The following is a 17,352-nucleotide window of genomic DNA, read 5'->3' as shown; positions in this document are numbered from 1 at the left end:
AATAGGCTTAAATAAAAAAATGTCACAAGATGGAAATTCTTAGCTATGAGAAAGGCAGAAAGTGATAGGAGATTTTACGGTAGCCTAATTTGTTATTTGAATAGTTTCAAAAAGATAATGAGAGACTGCTTTTCAGTATTTATTAAGCAAACGGATAAACAATTTCAACAGCTATTAATTGGCATGAAGAATTTGCAACATCAGAAGAATCGGGAAGAATAAATCCTGGTGCTGCCGGTCTGATTATTACTGTAACAGATTCATTGGTCTCACTTCCAAATTCACAAGAACAAGAGAATGTCTGCGATGGATTTCCTACTGATTTCCCTAGAAATTCAAATTTTGATTTTTTATTTTCTTCAAAGTATTTTTTTACTTTGTCTACATTGCACTCGTTAAATGTTATATACAGTTCCAGAAACTGACTAAATACAAAAGATTTTATAAACCCGAAATCTCCGCCTTCTTTAAAATTGAAATTTGGTTCACTATTAAATACATAACCTGTAACACCTGTTGGAGCTGGATATCCATTTTTAATTGCTTCTTTTACTGGCTCAGAAAACATCCAACCTGTATTTGATATAATATCAAAAGGAACCGGAGTACTTTTCATTTGTGGATTAACAACAGGATTATAAACAATTGCTTCAACAACATAAGATGCTCCGGAAAAGGTTTCTTTAAAAACACTGTTAATCTCTCCACTTTCTAAAGTATTTGACAAAAATTTTAATGGAGAAATAGTAAGATCTTCTGAGTTTACTATATTTATTTTTAAGAGTTCTGAAGACAGTTTAACGACATCGTTATTATTCGTATATGAAACAGCAGGATTATTACTTAACTGATTTACAATATCATCAGGATATTCAGGTTCAAACAACAATCCGGGAATTAACTTTTCTGATCCTGTTAAAGAAAGTCCTTTGTTCTCATGAGTTGGATGTACTAAATTATAAATTATAATCGCTGTAGTATGAACTGCATTTGCAATTTCTGCCGTCGTAGCTCCGGCTTCTCCTGATATTTTATAAATCTCAACCATTAATTCTACCATCTCAACCGGAACAGTTTCCGGAATTTGATTATAAATATTTCTAAAATCACTAATATGATTATAAGGAAATGAAGGATCTTCTTTTAATGTTAAAATGTATTCAGTATTAATCCAAACTGTATTTAGTACGTCTGTAATTTGAATTAATGCAATATCTGTATTTGTTTCATGTAATTTAAAAATATTATTCGGCTGAAATTCATCAACATAAGCATTCCATAACGGAATAATTTTTCTTACTGTTGAAGATACTTTTCCATATAGCAGTTGCTGCCTGGCCTTGTCATTTGGAGATAGCTGATATCTCAATTTTGTATAAACACTTAAGTAGCTGTTGATAAATGAATCTGATGTTAAAGCTACTTGTCTTACCCCATATTGAGTTCCTTCACCAGCTATTCTTTGGTCTAAAAAATTATTATATAAACTGGAATTAACAGCTCCTTGATTATTCTTAAAATAAAATGAAGCCTGTCCACTAGATGTTCCAGTTAAAAATTGCAGTTGGCCTGAATTTGGTAATTGCAAAATAATATTAGACATATATTCAGCATAAATCTGATATTCTGCGGGTTCGTCAGGCATACTTTTAATAAATGGTTTATTTTCGATATTCAATGTAAAAGTTTCCATTAGTACTTATTAAATTTTAAAATGAATAATAAGAGGGTTATCAATCATTAAGATTAACAACCCTCTTTAAGTATTTAAATCAATAAATTAAGCAAAAGGATATTCTACACCTACCGCAACCAATTGAGATAATGATTGATTAACGCTATCAGTTCCGGGAACATATCCAGGAGCTACAGGTTTTACAGTAACTTTGATTGAAGTAGCTGATTCATCGCTAAAAGAATAGCTATAGCTTACAGACTGGCTGGCGCCTCCTAAACGAATTCCTAAGAAATAAACTCCGGTATCTGTATGTTCTTCAAAGTATTTTCTAACTTGTTTGCTATCACATTTATCAAAACTAATAGCGATTTCAAGAAATTGACTAAATACTAAAGAATTTACATATCCAAAATCTGCACCCTGATTAAAATTGAAATTTGGTTCGCTATTAAATACATAACCGGTAACACCTGTAGGAGCCGGAAATCCATTTTTAATTGCGTCTTTTACCGGAGCAGTTGACATCCAGCCTTGTTGAGTTGAAATATTGTAAAGCTTTGGACTGCTGCTCATCAGTGGGCTAAGTGTAGCATTATTAACCACTACTTCTACTTTATAATCTGAACCTGAATAATCTCTTTCAAAAATACTTGTTTTTGCTCCTCCGCTTACTCCAACAGAAAAGAATGATAATATTGGAATTGATATTCCCCCACCTACAGAAGCATCTACTTTTAATGTTGTTTCGGTAGATTTAGTTACTCTTCTTGAAATTTTAAATACAGAAGAAGGTGGATAAGTACTCAGTTGATCCAGTAAGGCATTTGGTCTGGCCGGTTCAAAAACTAATCCGGGAATTGCTTTTTCAGATCCTGTAATTGCCATACCGCCATTTCCGCTATCTCCTAATGTTGGTTTTTGAACATTATCAATAATACCTGCCAAAGTTTGTGTAGCATTAGCAATATCTGCTGTGATAGCTCCGGCTGCACCAGATTTATTAAATACTTCGATCATACTATCTCTCATTGGTTTAGAAACTGATACCGGTATTTTATTATAAATATTCTTAAAATCATTTAGATGAGTATAAGGAAAAGCAGAATCTTTTTGAATCGTTTCTGCAAATTCAGGATTAAGCCAAACTGTATTTAAAGTATTCGTCATTTGAATCAAAGCGATATCAGTATTAGTGGCATTAAGCTTTTTAACATCTTTCGGCTCGATTGCATCGTACCAGGCATTCCATTGAGGAATAAGCGCTCTTACAGTTGAAGCAACATCTGCATTAATTTTTTGTTGTGTTGCTTTGTCATTTGGAGATAATTGATATCTCAATTTTGTATAAACACTAAGATAACTATTCGTAAACGCATCTTGTGTTAGTGCAACCTGATCAACACCATTAAGCGTTCCTTCTCCTTCAATTCTTTGGTTTAATACATTATTGTACAAAGTAGAGTTAACAGCACTTGTTGCGTCATCTAAAAAATAGAATGAAGCTTGTGCACTTGAAGTATTGGTCAATAGCTTTAATTTACCCGGATTTGGAAGTTGCTTAATAATATTTGACATATATTCTGCATAAACATCATATTCTGCTGGAGTGCCCAGAGTTTTTAAAGTTGCGTTCTCTTTTAAAATTTCTTGTAAAGTTTCCATGATTAATTTGTTTTGGGTTCTTACTCATTTGGCTTTTCAGATTCCGCCTTCGCTTTACTGTGCGAAACAGTTCGTTTTTTCTAGTGGTCTCTGCTCCACTATATTGATTTTCTTTCCCGAAATTATACCTGATATTCAGTCGTTTATCAAAAAATGTTATGAATAAAGGATTCTTTGTCATAAAACACAAAAAACATTACATAAGACAATTCTTAAAAAATGAGATTCTCAAAATAAACTTTCAATTATTTTTGAAAGTTTAAAAACTTTTACTTACATTTGATCTATGGAATTCAAAGAAGCAAAAAATAAGTTTGTACAAACATGGGGAGCATTAGGTTCTCAATGGGGAATTAATAAAACAATGGCGCAAATCCATGCTTTATTAATGGTTTCGAACGAAGCTGTTTCGATGGAAGACATTATGGATGAATTGCAAATTTCACGCGGAAACGCCAGCATGAATCTAAGAGCTTTAATGGATTGGGGAATTGTTTATAAAGAATATAAAGCCGGCGAAAGAAGAGAATTTTTTACTGCAGAAAAAGATTTAGATGAATTAGCGGTAAAAATTTCAAGAGAAAGAAGTAAAAGAGAAATTAAACCTGCACTTAAAATCTTAAAAGAAGTTTCGACGATAAAAGCAAATGATTCAGCGGAAGAAAAACACTTTGTAGACCAGACTTCTAAATTGTATGATTTTGTGCTAAAAGCAGATAATATGTTAGACAAAATAACCGAATTCAACGAAAACTGGTTAGGGCGTTTGATTATAAAAATTATGAAGTAAAAAAATTTAATTAAAACTTTCATTTTTTTCTGAAAGTTTAAAACAAACAAGAACTATGAAAACAATTAAACAACTCAATACGTTTGCAATTGGATTACCTTTTTTAATTCTTATAACATATCCTATTGTTAAAGAAGGAGCTCTTATAAATGCCTTACTTTCTACTATTATAACAGGTTTTATTCAAGTTTTATTAGGAGTAAAAATGATATTTGCCGACCCTCGTAACACCTATCTTCAAATTTATATTGCAGGGGTTATTTTGTTTTTTAGCATCTATCTCTTCAATCTAAGAATTTATTATATCGACATTATTGGTGATGTGTTCTTTTGCCTTCCTCCGCTTCTTGCCATTTATCTTTCAGTAATAATCTATAAAAAAGCGAACAAATGAACCTCAACATCATCGGATATTTTATCTACCTCGCAATCACAATTTTTATCATCCTAAAAGTTGGTAAAATATGTTACAAAAACGGAAACATTTATGTCGCAGAACTCATTCCGAATCACGCTGATATTTGCCAGAAAATAAATCAGGTTTTATTATTAGGCTATTATCTTTTAAACATTGGTTATTGCGCGATGACTTTAATTTCCTGGCAAAAAATCATTTCATCGACGCAACTAATTGAAACAATAGGAATAAAAACCGCTGTTATTATTTTCATCATTTCAATATTGCATTATCTCAACATTATAATTTTAACCAAGTACATTCATAAATTAATTCAATAACATTTAAATTCAAATATCATGGAAACTACAAAAATCCTAATCGGTTACGGCATCTATTTACCAATCGCTTTATTCCTTACTTATTATGTTTCTAAAACCCTTTTCAAAAACGGAAAAATATTTATGCTTGACATTTTTAAAGGCCGTGAAGATATTGCGCAAGCAACGAATAAACTTTTTGAAACCGGATTTTATCTGCTAAATATTGGCTTTGCCTTAATGATTTTAGAAATGCAATTAAGCAACAACAGTTATCAGGAATTGATTGAAAGATTGAGTTATAAAATTGGCGGATTTTCTATTTATCTGGGCATAATGTTATTCTTCAATTTATATTTCTTCTTTAGAGGAAAAAGAAAAGCAAAAGAAGCACAAGAAGAAGAAAGATTAGTTTTTAAAGCTTAATATTATTAAAAAAGTTTGCCCCCGAATTACACAAATTTTCACAAATTAATATTTAACATTGACTTTAGACATTTAAAATTTGTGGAAATTAGTGCAATTCGTGGTTTTTTTTATTCCTCGTTCCTCGGGATGACAAAACAAATGAAAATCTCATAAATCATGACAACAATAAACCTCACAACAAAAATAAAAGCAACAAAACAAATCGTTTTTGATGCTTCAAGAAACATCGATATTCACCAACAATCAGCAAGTCCGTCAAAAGAAAAAGCAATTGCAGGCGTAACTTCAGGTTTAATAAATTTCAATGAAACAGTAACCTGGCGCGGCAAACATTTCGGATTTTATCTTACTCATAAAAGCAGAATCACAACAATGAATTTTTACGATTATTTTGTGGATGAAATGGAACGTGGTAAATTCAAAACTTTCAGACACGAACACTTTTTTGAAGAAGAAAATGGCTGTACGATCATGAAAGACAAATTGCAATATGAAACGCCGTTTGGAATGCTTGGAGAATTATTTGATATTTTATTTCTTGAAAAACATCTTACTAATTTTCTTTTAGAGAGAAATAAGGTTTTGAAAGAAGTTTCAGAAAAACAGAATTAAGTATTATTAAGTTTACCTAAGTTACTCTGAATCTATTTTGAATTTTTTTTTCTCGCTTTACGGTTTGCGTGAGGGATAGAAGTGGAAAGCCCACAGCCTGACGAAGGAAGTGCGAGGACTTGTAGCGGATAGCCCGTCCCGGAGGGACACGCCCAAATAATTAAACTTATTTTTAAAAAAACACAATCATAAGCCACCAGAAAATTGGCACACTTTCTACCCAAAATGATGTATAATACTTAGAACGGTTTGTGTTGGCAAATAAAATAAACAACATCAGCGTAACAACCATGATAAGATTGATTATAAGGTCATGAAGTGTAAAACTTAAAATTCCTAAAACCCAAAACGGAACAAGAAGTGAAAATCCTAATATCTTCGTACGTTTTACACCTATAGTTTGGGGAACGGTTTGCAAATGCGGATCGTCATTGGCTAGATCTAAAATTTCAAAAACTAAAATCAATACAAATACTAAAACAAAACGCTGAATACATTTTATAAAAAAATTACCTGTAAACGGAAGTTCAACATTTATGTAAGGTAAAACCAACGTCGCTCCTACCCAGCAAAGTGCTACAATATAAATTTTTACTCCAGCCCAATTTCGGGCATTTTTGCGATTTGGAAAAAACGGAAGTGTATAAAGTGCCGTTATGGCGAAAATTCCGAAAGAAACGATTTGAGTAATTAACTTTAATTGAAAAAAATAATAGCCTACTAAAATCACCGAAATAAAACTCAAAAAAGCAATAATTTTTAATTGAATTCCGACCGATTTTTTTTTCACCCGAACCAGTGCATCATATTTAACGAAATTATATCCTACAATTGTTCCAAAAAAAACAAATAATGCCATTGCTTCATCATATTGAATATGAAAGAAATGAAATGTAATATGAACTAATGCATAACACGACAAAGCCACATGAATACTACTATTCAGGTAAAAATCAAATATTTGTTTGAGCAGTTTCATTTCTTAAATCTAATCAATTATTAACAAATCAACTCTTTAGTTATAAATTTCATAAAAATTGAAGTTAAAAATACCTATTAAATTATTAATAATACTTAATTTTGCGCCACAAAAAAACAACACATTTACTATTAAATGTAATAAAGCTTGTGTAGCCTGCTTAAATGAAGATTACGCGTTGTTAATTACATTGCCTTTAAAAAATAGATAGCTACAAATGAGAACAGATGCTTTTGCTTTAAGACACATTGGCCCAAGAGAAACAGATCTTCAACACATGTTACAAACTATTGGGGTTGAATCGATCGAACAACTTGTTTACGAAACCCTTCCGGATGACATTCGTTTAAAAGCACCTTTGAATTTGGATCCTGCAATGACAGAATACGAATTTGCAAATCATATTCAGGAATTAGGAAAGAAAAACAAAGTATTCAAATCTTATATTGGTTTGGGTTATCATCCAACTATTGTTCCTGCTCCAATTCAAAGAAATATCTTCGAAAATCCAGGATGGTATACAGCTTATACACCTTATCAGGCAGAAATTGCTCAAGGTCGTCTTGAAGCCATTTTAAATTTCCAGACTACTGTTATCGAACTTACAGGAATGGAAATTGCAAACGCTTCCTTACTTGATGAAGGAACTGCTGCTGCCGAAGCTATGGCTCTATTATTTGACGTTCGTACACGTGATCAAAAGAAAAATAACATACATAAATTCTTCGTTTCTGAAGAAATTTTACCTCAAACTTTATCTGTACTGCAAACACGTTCAACTCCAATTGGAATTGAATTAGTTGTTGGCAACCACGAAAACTTTGATTTTTCAAATGAGTTTTTCGGAGCTATTTTGCAATATCCTGGAAAATACGGTCAGGTAAACGATTATAATGCTTTTGTTGCTAAAGCAAAAGAAAACGAAATTAAAGTTGCCTTTGCTGCCGATATTTTATCATTAGCAACCTTGACTTCTCCGGGAGAAATGGGAGCTGCAGTAGTAGTTGGAACTTCACAACGTTTTGGTGTACCAATGGGTTATGGTGGTCCTCACGCTGCTTTTTTTGCAACTAAAGACGAATACAAACGATCTATGCCAGGTCGTATTATTGGAGTTTCTATTGATGTAAATGGAAATCGCGCTTTACGTATGGCTTTAGGAACTCGTGAGCAACACATTAAACGTGAAAAAGCGACTTCAAACATTTGTACCGCTCAGGTTTTATTAGCGGTTATGGCTGGAATGTATGCGGTTTACCACGGACCAAAAGGATTACAATATATTGCAAACAAAGTTCACGCATCGGCGGTTACGACTGCTGAAGCTTTAAATAAATTAGGAGTTTTCCAAACCAATACAGCTTACTTTGATACTATTTTAGTAAAAGCTGATGCTCAAAAAGTAAAATCTATAGCGGAGAAAAACGAAGTAAACTTCTTTTATGTTGATGCCGATACGATTTCAATTTCGTTAAACGAAACAACATCAATTGCTGACATCAACCAAATTATTGCCATTTTTGCTGAGGCTTTAGGAAAAGAAACTTTTACTGTTTCTGAATTAACTAGCGCAAGTCAGTTACCTGCTTCATTAGAAAGAACATCGCCTTTCTTAACGCATGATGTATTCAACAATCATCATTCAGAAAGTCAGATAATGCGTTATATCAAAAAATTAGAGCGTAAAGATTTATCTTTGAATCATTCGATGATTTCGTTGGGTTCTTGTACAATGAAATTAAACGCTGCTTCAGAAATGCTGCCTTTATCAATGCCAAATTGGAACAGTATTCACCCTTTTGCACCAGTTGAACAAGCTGAAGGTTATATCACGATGCTTAAAAAATTGGAGGAGCAATTAAATGTAATTACGGGATTTGCCGGAACGACATTACAGCCAAATTCAGGAGCACAAGGAGAATATGCAGGTTTAATGGCTATTCGTGCTTACCATTTGTCAAGAAACGAAGGTCACCGTAATGTATGTTTGATTCCATCATCAGCTCACGGAACCAATCCTGCTTCTGCAGCTATGGCCGGAATGAAAATCATCGTTACGAAAACTACTCCGGAAGGAAACATTGATGTAGAAGATTTGAGAGAAAAAGCAATTGAACACAAAGATGACTTATCTTGTTTAATGGTAACGTATCCTTCTACTCACGGAGTTTTCGAATCCTCAATTATTGAAATCACTAAATTAATCCACGACAATGGCGGATTAGTATATATGGATGGTGCAAATATGAACGCACAAGTTGGATTAACAAATCCTGCTACAATTGGAGCTGACGTTTGTCACTTAAACTTACACAAAACATTTGCTATCCCTCACGGAGGTGGCGGACCTGGAGTTGGACCTATTTGTGTGAACGAAAAATTAGTTCCGTTTTTACCAACAAACCCAATCTTAAAAGTAGGCGGTGAACAAGCGATTACTGCTATTTCATCTGCACCTTACGGATCTGCTTTAGTATGTTTAATTTCTTATGGTTACATCACTATGATGGGTGCTGAAGGATTAAAAAGTGCTACAGAGCATGCTATTTTGAATGCGAACTATATGAAAGCGCGTTTCGAAGGACACTACCCAATTCTTTATACTGGAGAATGTGGAAGAGCGGCTCACGAAATGATTTTAGATTGTCGTTCATTCAAAGAAAATGGAATCGAAGTTGGTGATATCGCTAAGCGTTTGATGGATTACGGTTTCCACGCTCCTACTGTTTCTTTCCCGGTTGCAGGAACTTTAATGATTGAACCTACAGAATCTGAAGATTTAGCAGAGTTAGATCGTTTTTGCGATGCGCTGATTTCAATCAGAAAAGAAATTGAAGCAGCAACAGCCGATGATAAAAACAATGTATTAAAAAATGCACCGCACACATTGGCAATGTTAACTACTGATAATTGGGATTTCCCTTATTCTAGAGAAAAAGCAGCTTATCCGTTAGAGTACATTGCTGAAAATAAATTCTGGCCATCAGTTCGTCGTGTAGATGATGCATATGGTGACAGAAACTTAATTTGCAGCTGTGCTCCTATTGAAGCTTACATGGAAAACTAAGAAATAAGTTTTCTTTCTAAATATCCAAACCCGACAAGTTTCAAAAACCTGTCGGGTTTATTTTTTGTTTCAGGTTTTAGGCTCTAACACAACGTAAAACTTGAAACTTTTTTTGAATGTTAGTAATGTCTTCATAAAAAAAAGATAATCGTTACTTAACCTCAAACGTTTGAAATCTCGGTAAAATTCAAAAATCATTAAAAAATAAACAATATTTCCTGCAAAAAATTAATATTCCATAATTATATGCATGCATAGTATTTTTTATGATAGTTATCATTTTTTTATTTATAATTTAGCCCTAAATTTATTGGATAATCAAGGAATAATGAAAATAAAAATAATTGGTATAGGAAGTTACATTCCTAATAAAGAAGTTAAGAACACTGACTTTGACAAGCATGTTTTTTTGAATGAAGACGGAACTCCTTTTGGCTACCCGAATGAAGTTGTAATAAAAAAATTCAAGGGTATCACCGGAATCGAGAATCGTCGTTACGCCGAAGACAACCAAACTTCATCTGATTTAGCCTATTTTGCTGCCGAAAGAGCACTTGAAAATGCCGGCATTGATCGTGAAACTTTAGATTACATCATTTTTGCTCACAATTTTGGCGATGTAAAAATAGGTACAAATCAAACTGATGTTATACCAAGTTTGGCAACACGTGTTAAAAACAAATTAGATATCAAAAATCCTAAATGTGTGGCGTACGATATTCTTTTTGGATGTCCAGGCTGGATTGAAGGCGTTTTACAAGCCAATGCATTTATTAAATCCGGAATGGCCAAAAGAGTTTTGGTTATTGGTGCCGAAACTTTATCAAGAGTTGTTGACGATCACGATCGCGATTCTATGATTTATTCTGATGGTGCAGGTGCTTCAATTTTAGAAGCTTCTCAAGATGAAGCAGGTTTATTATCTTACGAAAGTGCTACTTTTGCCAATGATGAAGCGAATTTTTTATACTTCGGAAAATCATATAATCCAGATTTAGATCCGGATATTAAATACATCAAAATGTACGGTCGGAAAATTTACGAGTTTGCATTAAGCAAGGTTCCTTTAGCAATGAAAGACTGTTTGGATAAAAGCGGAATTGGAATTGATGAGGTTAAAAAAATCCTGATTCACCAGGCGAATGAAAAAATGGACGAAGCTATTGTAGATCGTTTTTATAAATTATACGACAAAACTGCACCTAAGGATATTATGCCAATGAGCATTCATGATTTAGGAAATAGCAGTGTTGCAACAGTTCCAACGCTTTACGACCTATTAATTCAGGGTAAATTAGAAAACCATGAAATTAATAAAGGTGATGTAGTAATTTTTGCTTCGGTTGGAGCAGGAATGAACGTTAATGCATTTGTTTACAGATACTAAATTTTAGAAGCTCACAACAACTTCAAATAATACAAGTCCACATTTAAAAGTAAAATTTTAAATGTGGACTTTTCATTTTCTTCGGAATTAAAAAACATCAAAAAAGCAGATAACTTTGTATATTTGCGAACTAATTCTAAAATCAAGAACGAGAGATTGCTTCGTTCCTCGCATGACTATGTACGAAAAAACGTTTCCGAATAAAAGATTCAAACTTACCTTAGAGTTTTTACAAAAACACGTTAATACCTCAGAAATTATTTTTGATTTTGGTGTACCAAATCCATTCTCTAAAATAATGGAAGAAAATGGCTATACCGTAAAAAATACAAAAGGCGAAGATTTAGACAACGATCAAACGGCGCTACAAACAGAACAATATACTGTTTTTACAGCATTTGAAATTTTTGAACATTTGCTAAATCCGTACACTATTTTAGAAAACGTAAAATGTGATAAATTGTTAATTTCTATTCCGTTACGTTTATGGTTTTCGCCGGCATATCGCAGCAAAACGGATATGTGGGACAGACATTATCATGAATTTGAAGACTGGCAATTAGACTGGCTTTTAGAAAAAACAGGCTGGAAAATAACAGATAGTCAAAAATTTACACATCCCGTAAAAAAGTTTGGTTTCAGACCATTATTAAGATATTTCACTCCAAGATATTATATTGTTGTTGCTGAAAAAGTTAAGAACTAAGATTGCAGATTAACGATTTTAAATTTTTGATTTTTAGATGACTTTCAAACAATCTAAAATCTAAAATCTAAAATCTAAAATTTTTCACATGAGGTATTACATCGTCATTCCCGCGCACAACGAGCAAGATTTAATTGGCTTGACTTTACAATCATTAGTTTCGCAAACTGTTTTACCCTCAAAAGTTGTGGTTGTAAATGACAATTCTACCGATAAAACAGAAGAAATTGTACTGGGTTTTGCGAAAGAAAATCCGTTTATTTCTGTTGTCAATAAAACTTCAGACGCGATTCATATGCCGGGAAGCAAAGTAATTCAGGCTTTTAATAAAGGTTTTGAAACGCTGGATGCTGACTACGATATTATTGTAAAAATAGACGGCGATTTAATTTTTCCTAACAATTATTTCGAAACCATTATTGCTCATTTTCAATCCGATCCAAAAATTGGAATGGCAGGCGGATTTTGTTACATCGAAAAAAATGGAGATTGGGTTTTAGAAAACCTAACCGACAAAGATCATATTCGTGGCGCTCTGAAAGCTTATAGAAAAGCAACTTTTGAGCAAATTGGAGGTTTAAAGCCCGCAATGGGTTGGGATACTGTAGATGAATTACTTTGTAAATATTACGATTGGAAAATAGTTACAGATGCGTCTTTACACGTAAAACACTTAAAACCAACTGGCGCGAATTATAATAAAACTGCACGTTATAAACAAGGCGAAGCCTTTTATACTTTAGGATACGGTTTTTTAATCACCGCAATTGCATCGGCAAAATTGGCGATGATGAAGAAAAAGCCTTTTCTGTTTTTTGATTATATAAAAGGATTTTGGAAAGCAAAAAAAGCTAAAACTCCTTTATTAGTTACCCCCGAACAAGCTAAATTTATTAGAAATTATCGTTTGCAAAAAATGAAACAAAAGTTAATTTGATTGGTAAAACAACCGAATTACCTGAACTCATTGCCCAAAACTCGTAACTTCTTTTTACCTTAGCCAATATTTGTAAAACTTATGATGCTAATTCGTTACTTATCTCAGATAGGAAGATATTTTTTAATGCTAAAAGAAATTTTTAATAAACAGACTAAATGGCCTGTTATGAGAAATTTAATTTTTAAAGAAATCGATGATTTAATTATCGATTCACTTGGTATCGTTTGTTTTATCTCTTTCTTCGTAGGAGGAGTTGTTGCTATTCAGACTGCCTTAAACTTAACAAATCCGTTAATTCCAAAATATTTAATTGGTTTCGCTACACGTCAATCCGTGATTTTAGAATTTGCTCCAACATTTATTTCGGTTATTATGGCCGGAAAAATGGGATCATTTATTACTTCAAGTATTGGTACAATGCGTGTTACAGAGCAAATTGATGCTTTAGAAGTTATGGGTGTAAATTCCTTAAACTATTTAGTTTTTCCTAAAATAATCGCTTTACTATTGTATCCTTTTGTTATTGGTATCAGTATGTTTTTAGGGATTTTTGGAGGATGGCTTGCCGGTGTTTATGGAGGATTTACAACAAGTGCCGCTTTTATTGATGGAGCCCAAATGGAATTTATTCCGTTTCATATTGTTTATGCCTTTATCAAAACGCTAATTTTCGCGATGTTATTGGCAACAATCCCTTCTTTTCATGGTTATTATATGAAAGGTGGCGCTCTTGAAGTTGGAAAAGCGAGTACGGTTGCGTTTGTTTGGACAGCTGTTTCGATCATTCTTTTTAATTATATACTAACACAATTGTTACTAGGATCATGATAGAAGTAAAAAATTTAGAAAAATCATTTGGAGATAGTAAAGTTCTGAAAGGGGTTTCGACAGTTTTTGAAACTGGAAAAACCAACCTGATCATTGGACAAAGTGGATCTGGAAAAACAGTTTTATTAAAAAGCCTACTCGGAATTCACACGCCTGATTCAGGAACGATTGATTTTGACGGACGTATTTATGCCGACTTAAATCCGGATGAAAAAAGAGAATTAAGAACTGAAATTGGAATGGTTTTTCAAGGAAGTGCTTTATTTGATTCGATGACAGTAGCAGAAAACGTAGCTTTCCCTTTAAAAATGTTTACGAACGACAACAAAGCTAAAATTAAAGAGCGTGTTGATTTTGTTTTAGAGCGAGTTAATCTTGTTGATGCTCATCAAAAATTACCTTCAGAAATTTCAGGAGGAATGCAAAAACGTGTGGCCATTGCCCGCGCGATTGTAAATAACCCAAAGTATTTGTTTTGTGATGAACCCAATTCAGGTCTGGATCCAAACACTTCGACTTTGATTGACAATTTGATTAAAGAAATTACGGAAGAATATAACATTACGACTGTAATTAATACGCACGATATGAATTCGGTAATGGAGATTGGCGAAAATATTGTATTCTTAAAAAAAGGATTAAAAGCGTGGCAGGGAACTAAAGAAGAAATTTTTAGAACAGACAATAAAGACATTGTCAAATTTGTTTACTCTTCAAACCTGTTTAAAAAAGTAAGAGAAGCATATTTGAGAGAAGGTTAAAACTTCTTTAACTTCCAATAAAAAAATTCCAAATTCCACTTTTATAAGATTGGAGTTTGGAATTTTTTATTACATCTTATTTCAATATTCCTTAGAAAATCCAAGCCCAACAGATAATCCAACTCCAATATAACTGTTTTTAGAAAAATTGCCAAAAAGTTTTGCACCAATACTCGGTATCAAAGCATTGTAAATTAATTTAGATCGTTTTTTCTTGTAAAACCATTTGTAATTAACCTCAAAAGGGACACCGTAAAAGGTTTCATATTTTTGGACAAAGCCGTAAGTTTCTGCTTCCTCATCAATAAATCTCCTCTTTGAATCCAGATTATTGCAACTTACTCCGGTCGAAATACTAAAAGAACGTCTGTCAGACATCCATCTTCTGCCATATAATATAGCATATTCATTATTATCTTCGGATTTATAATAGGTTGGAACGGGAAAAAAAGGAGTAATTCCATTTGATATATATCCAGCTGCATTAGCATATCTAAAACTAAAAAGACTCTTTTTGTATTGATAATTTAATTCAAGGCCGCCAGTAAAACCAAAATGATTCATGTTTGCAAAACCTAAAAAAAGCTCAGCATAAATAATCGGATTGGACTTTTCTTTTAATTCAACATCATTAGTTTGTTGACCGTAGATTGAATTAGAAAGCACGAAAAACAAAATAATTTTATGTAGTTTTTTTATCATAATTAATTTAGTGTCTATTTATAAAGATGTAATAATTTTCTAAATATAAGATAAATTCTATCTGTTTAGAAAAGTCCAACAAAAAAGAAAAATCCCAAATTCCAATACTCGTGCAATTGGAATTTGGGATTTGATTATTGGAATTTAATTAATAATTCCCTGGTAAAAGCTCTACTTCGGCATTCGGATTAAAAAGATACGTTTTGCCTGAGCTAATTTCTATACATTCAAACCGTTTTGTTCTTACGGCTATTTTTTTAAATATTTTTCCGTTTTTGATTCTGAACACACTTCCGTACGGAATTTCAAAAATATAGCTTTTATCGTTTTCCTTGTCGTATTGCTTTAAAGCCAAAGACAAAGTGGTGTCAGTATCACTACTTGCTGTTGGGTTCTTAAAATGCCTCGTTAATAGCGGCAACAATTGTCCGGGAAAAATCTCCGGACGAATAAACGGAACCATTAACCGCTGAAAAGTAAATTTCCATTCGTCTCCGTGCGGTTTTATATTTCGACCAAACTTTTCAAACGCTACCAAATGGGCAATTTCGTGAATCAACGTAATTAAAAACCGGTATTTATTTAAACTTGAATTTACTGTTATTTCATGTTTACCGGTATGTCCGCGCCTGTAATCGCCATGACGTGTTTGCCGCTCATTTACGATTTTGAGATGCACCTGATTGGCAACAATCAAATCGAAAGCTGGCTTTACAGCATATTCCGGTAAATATTTAGCTAAGGTTTCGCTCAAGGCAGTTTTATTTAATTAATTCCAAAAATATTTACAAATTTAAATACTTAAGGTAGTTACTGTTTACATCTTTTTTAATTTCTCCATTTGCATCAAAAAAAACATTTCTATTCGCTTGTCTTTTTGTTACATCTGTTTCCACATACTTTAATCTATTTTCCTGATAATCTAAAGCACGTGCTTTTTGAATATATTCTAAACTGCTTTTATAATTATGTAAAAGTTCAAAACTCGAAGCAATATTTACATAACAAGCCCAAAGAGCCGCTTTCTGGCCTTTGTCATTTGCATCTAATTGTTTAGCATATGAATCCATTTTTAAAATAAAATCACATAGATTTTTTTTCTTGTCTTTAAAATTATTGTAATTACTTAAATCTGATTCGTCGTGAAAAGCTTTTGAATTATCTATAATTACCAAATTATTGTTCTTTACAAATTCAGCATTGCTATTTAAAAGTTCCTCATCTATTTTAGGCGTAGATTTGCCCTTACACCAACTTTCAATAGCATCTACATCTTGATTTAATTTGACAAACAACGGATTTTTATCTTCTTTAGAAATTCTGGAAAAATAATAACTATCCAGATAAAATGGAACACCAATCCAAGACATCAGTCGGATTCTCATATTTTTCTGAATATGATTTATAAGATCGTTATAAATTAAATTTTTATCAATATTTGCAGCCAGATAATTTACCGCTTCTGGCTTTGTCTTAAAATTAGCCTGATAACCTTCAGAACTTCCAGAACTAAGTTTTTGTTCTTTAACTTTAAAAGTTTTTTCCATGATTACATTGTCGTTCACACTATTTCTTAATTTATAAACAACATCATACTTATAATATGTTTCATAGGAATACGGGGTCTCACTATTACTCACAGTTATTACTCCTTCATAAGCTACATTATTAATATAAACATCAATTATAAGATTGTCTTGTGCTTTTAACTGTTGGCTTCTGTAATTCAAATCAACAATCGATGAAATTTGAGGTCCGTTATAACTTACCTCTGTTACTGTGCCGGCAAGAGGCCTGATTAAATATTCTTCTTTAAAAAATTCATTATAAGAAAGTCTTTCACGTGTTCCTTTTTTTTCTCCATCAATCAATATCGCTATCGGACTATCTGAAAGATTCATTTTTACACCATAAGTTTTGTAACCCGCAGGAATATAACTTTCTGGAAAAACAAAATTATAAAAACTTAACGTTTCTGATTTATAAGACTGAGCAGAAAGCTTTTGATTAAAAAAGACAATAAAAAATGCAACTACAAGAATTAAAATTCTTTTTTTCATAAATTTAGGTTGATTAATTTGGGGATTAGTTATA

General features: G+C 32.5%; 17 protein-coding genes. 11 read left to right on the top strand and 6 right to left on the bottom strand.

Annotated elements, in window-relative coordinates:
- Positions 1–142: 142 nt before the first annotated feature.
- A complete protein-coding gene (locus tag EV143_RS09475) occupies positions 143–1,693 on the bottom strand; it encodes a hypothetical protein (RefSeq protein WP_133507726.1) in 1,551 nt (516 codons plus the stop codon).
- Positions 1,694–1,780: 87 nt separating this feature from the next.
- On the bottom strand, positions 1,781–3,340 hold the full coding sequence (locus tag EV143_RS09470; protein ID WP_133507725.1) for a hypothetical protein: 1,560 nt from the start codon (positions 3,338–3,340) through the stop codon (positions 1,781–1,783).
- 286 nt (positions 3,341–3,626) lie between these two features.
- Between EV143_RS09470 and EV143_RS09465 the strand changes: the two genes are divergently transcribed.
- From EV143_RS09465 to EV143_RS09445, 5 genes are all read left to right on the top strand, one after another.
- Positions 3,627–4,130: a GbsR/MarR family transcriptional regulator gene (locus EV143_RS09465; RefSeq protein WP_133507724.1), complete on the top strand. Its 504-nt coding sequence runs from the start codon at positions 3,627–3,629 to the stop codon at positions 4,128–4,130.
- Positions 4,131–4,185: 55 nt separating this feature from the next.
- On the top strand, positions 4,186–4,524 hold the full coding sequence (locus EV143_RS09460) for a hypothetical protein (RefSeq protein ID WP_133507723.1): 339 nt from the start codon (positions 4,186–4,188) through the stop codon (positions 4,522–4,524).
- Positions 4,521–4,868 (top strand): hypothetical protein, encoded by a 348-nt coding sequence (locus EV143_RS09455; protein WP_133507722.1) that lies wholly within the window; start codon positions 4,521–4,523, stop codon positions 4,866–4,868. The genes EV143_RS09460 and EV143_RS09455 overlap by 4 nt, the downstream gene beginning before the upstream one ends.
- An 18-nt stretch (positions 4,869–4,886) precedes the next feature.
- On the top strand, positions 4,887–5,273 hold the full coding sequence (locus EV143_RS09450; RefSeq protein ID WP_133507721.1) for a hypothetical protein: 387 nt from the start codon (positions 4,887–4,889) through the stop codon (positions 5,271–5,273).
- A gap of 159 nt (positions 5,274–5,432) precedes the next feature.
- Positions 5,433–5,888 (top strand): SRPBCC family protein, encoded by a 456-nt coding sequence (locus EV143_RS09445; protein ID WP_133507720.1) that lies wholly within the window; start codon positions 5,433–5,435, stop codon positions 5,886–5,888.
- 172 nt (positions 5,889–6,060) lie between these two features.
- Here the strand turns inward: EV143_RS09445 and EV143_RS09440 are convergent, their stop codons facing one another.
- On the bottom strand, positions 6,061–6,867 hold the full coding sequence (locus EV143_RS09440; RefSeq protein ID WP_133507719.1) for a UbiA prenyltransferase family protein: 807 nt from the start codon (positions 6,865–6,867) through the stop codon (positions 6,061–6,063).
- A gap of 217 nt (positions 6,868–7,084) precedes the next feature.
- On the opposite strand from EV143_RS09440, the gene gcvP reads away from it, so the two are divergent.
- The 6 genes from gcvP to EV143_RS09410 all read left to right on the top strand — a co-directional run bounded on the left by gcvP (position 7,085) and on the right by EV143_RS09410 (position 14,556).
- Positions 7,085–9,934: an aminomethyl-transferring glycine dehydrogenase gene (gene gcvP, locus EV143_RS09435; protein WP_133507718.1), complete on the top strand. Its 2,850-nt coding sequence runs from the start codon at positions 7,085–7,087 to the stop codon at positions 9,932–9,934.
- A 328-nt stretch (positions 9,935–10,262) separates the two neighbouring features.
- Positions 10,263–11,321: a 3-oxoacyl-ACP synthase III family protein gene (locus tag EV143_RS09430; protein ID WP_133507717.1), complete on the top strand. Its 1,059-nt coding sequence runs from the start codon at positions 10,263–10,265 to the stop codon at positions 11,319–11,321.
- Between the two features lie 178 nt (positions 11,322–11,499).
- Entirely contained in the window at positions 11,500–12,027 is a 528-nt protein-coding gene (locus tag EV143_RS09425) for a methyltransferase (protein WP_133507716.1), read from the top strand.
- An 88-nt stretch (positions 12,028–12,115) separates the two neighbouring features.
- Positions 12,116–12,964 carry a glycosyltransferase family 2 protein gene (locus EV143_RS09420; protein ID WP_133507715.1) on the top strand — a complete coding sequence of 283 codons (849 nt, stop codon included), beginning with the start codon at positions 12,116–12,118 and terminating at the stop codon, positions 12,962–12,964.
- A gap of 81 nt (positions 12,965–13,045) precedes the next feature.
- Positions 13,046–13,795, top strand: coding sequence for an MlaE family ABC transporter permease (locus EV143_RS09415; RefSeq protein ID WP_133507714.1), 750 nt, complete (start codon positions 13,046–13,048; stop codon positions 13,793–13,795).
- Positions 13,792–14,556: an ABC transporter ATP-binding protein gene (locus EV143_RS09410; RefSeq protein WP_133507713.1), complete on the top strand. Its 765-nt coding sequence runs from the start codon at positions 13,792–13,794 to the stop codon at positions 14,554–14,556. Before EV143_RS09415 ends, EV143_RS09410 begins: the two co-directional genes overlap by 4 nt.
- A gap of 81 nt (positions 14,557–14,637) precedes the next feature.
- Here EV143_RS09410 and EV143_RS09405 read toward each other — a convergent pair whose 3' ends face one another.
- From EV143_RS09405 to EV143_RS09395, 3 genes are all read right to left on the bottom strand, one after another.
- On the bottom strand, positions 14,638–15,258 hold the full coding sequence (locus EV143_RS09405) for a hypothetical protein (RefSeq protein WP_133507712.1): 621 nt from the start codon (positions 15,256–15,258) through the stop codon (positions 14,638–14,640).
- Positions 15,259–15,406: 148 nt separating this feature from the next.
- A complete protein-coding gene (locus EV143_RS09400; RefSeq protein WP_133507711.1) occupies positions 15,407–16,012 on the bottom strand; it encodes a SprT-like domain-containing protein in 606 nt (201 codons plus the stop codon).
- A 31-nt stretch (positions 16,013–16,043) separates the two neighbouring features.
- The gene (locus tag EV143_RS09395) at positions 16,044–17,318 is read right to left on the bottom strand and encodes a hypothetical protein (RefSeq protein WP_133507710.1); all 1,275 of its coding nucleotides are present in this window, start codon (positions 17,316–17,318) and stop codon (positions 16,044–16,046) included.
- Between the last annotated feature and the right edge of the window lie 34 nt (positions 17,319–17,352).

It is taken from the genome of Flavobacterium chryseum, assembly GCF_004362015.1.
Lineage (GTDB): Bacteria > Bacteroidota > Bacteroidia > Flavobacteriales > Flavobacteriaceae > Flavobacterium.
Note: the sequence above shows the minus strand (reverse complement) of the source record. Positions and strands in the feature narration are given on the sequence as shown.